This is a genomic window from Streptomyces mutabilis, assembly GCF_014649815.1.
GTDB lineage: Bacteria > Actinomycetota > Actinomycetes > Streptomycetales > Streptomycetaceae > Streptomyces > Streptomyces mutabilis.
In genome coordinates this window covers 1-553 of record NZ_BMTT01000268.1, presented here as the reverse complement: position 1 = coordinate 553, position 553 = coordinate 1, and the positions used below count along the sequence as shown (strand labels likewise).

The following is a 553-nucleotide window of genomic DNA, read 5'->3' as shown; positions in this document are numbered from 1 at the left end:
CACTATGAGCCAATTGAAACCCCATTAGGTACCAACCCACTGCATCCAAATGTTGTTTCAAACCCAGCAGCACGTGTGTTTAAAGATGACTGGAAAGAGATGGGTAAAGCAGAAGAGTTCCCATATGTAGGTACGACTTACCGTCTGACTGAGCATTTCCACTTCTGGACGAAACATGCGCTGTTAAATGCCATTATTCAGCCTCAACAATTTATCGAAATCGGTGAACGATTAGCGGCAGAAAAAGGTATTTCTCAAGGTGATACCGTTAAAGTCAGTTCCAAACGTGGTTACATTAAAGCAAAAGCTGTAGTGACCAAACGTATTAGAACACTTGATGTTGATGGTCGCAAAGTGGATACCATTGGTATTCCGATCCACTGGGGTTTTGAAGGGGTTGCGGTTAAAGGCTTTATTGCTAATACCCTAACGCCATTCGTCGGTGATGCAAATACACAAACGCCAGAATTTAAAGCGTTCCTTGTTAATGTGGAAAAGGTGTAAGGAGATAAATTATGTCACTGCAATCACAAGACATTATTCGTCGCTCTGC

General features: G+C 42.3%; 1 protein-coding gene. It reads left to right on the top strand.

Translation table 11 applies throughout. The annotated features are described in order from the left end of the window. Window positions 1–504: molybdopterin dinucleotide binding domain-containing protein (locus IE142_RS40290; RefSeq protein ID WP_229831305.1), on the top strand; the 504-nt coding region annotated here is incomplete at its 5' end. Between the last annotated feature and the right edge of the window lie 49 nt (window positions 505–553).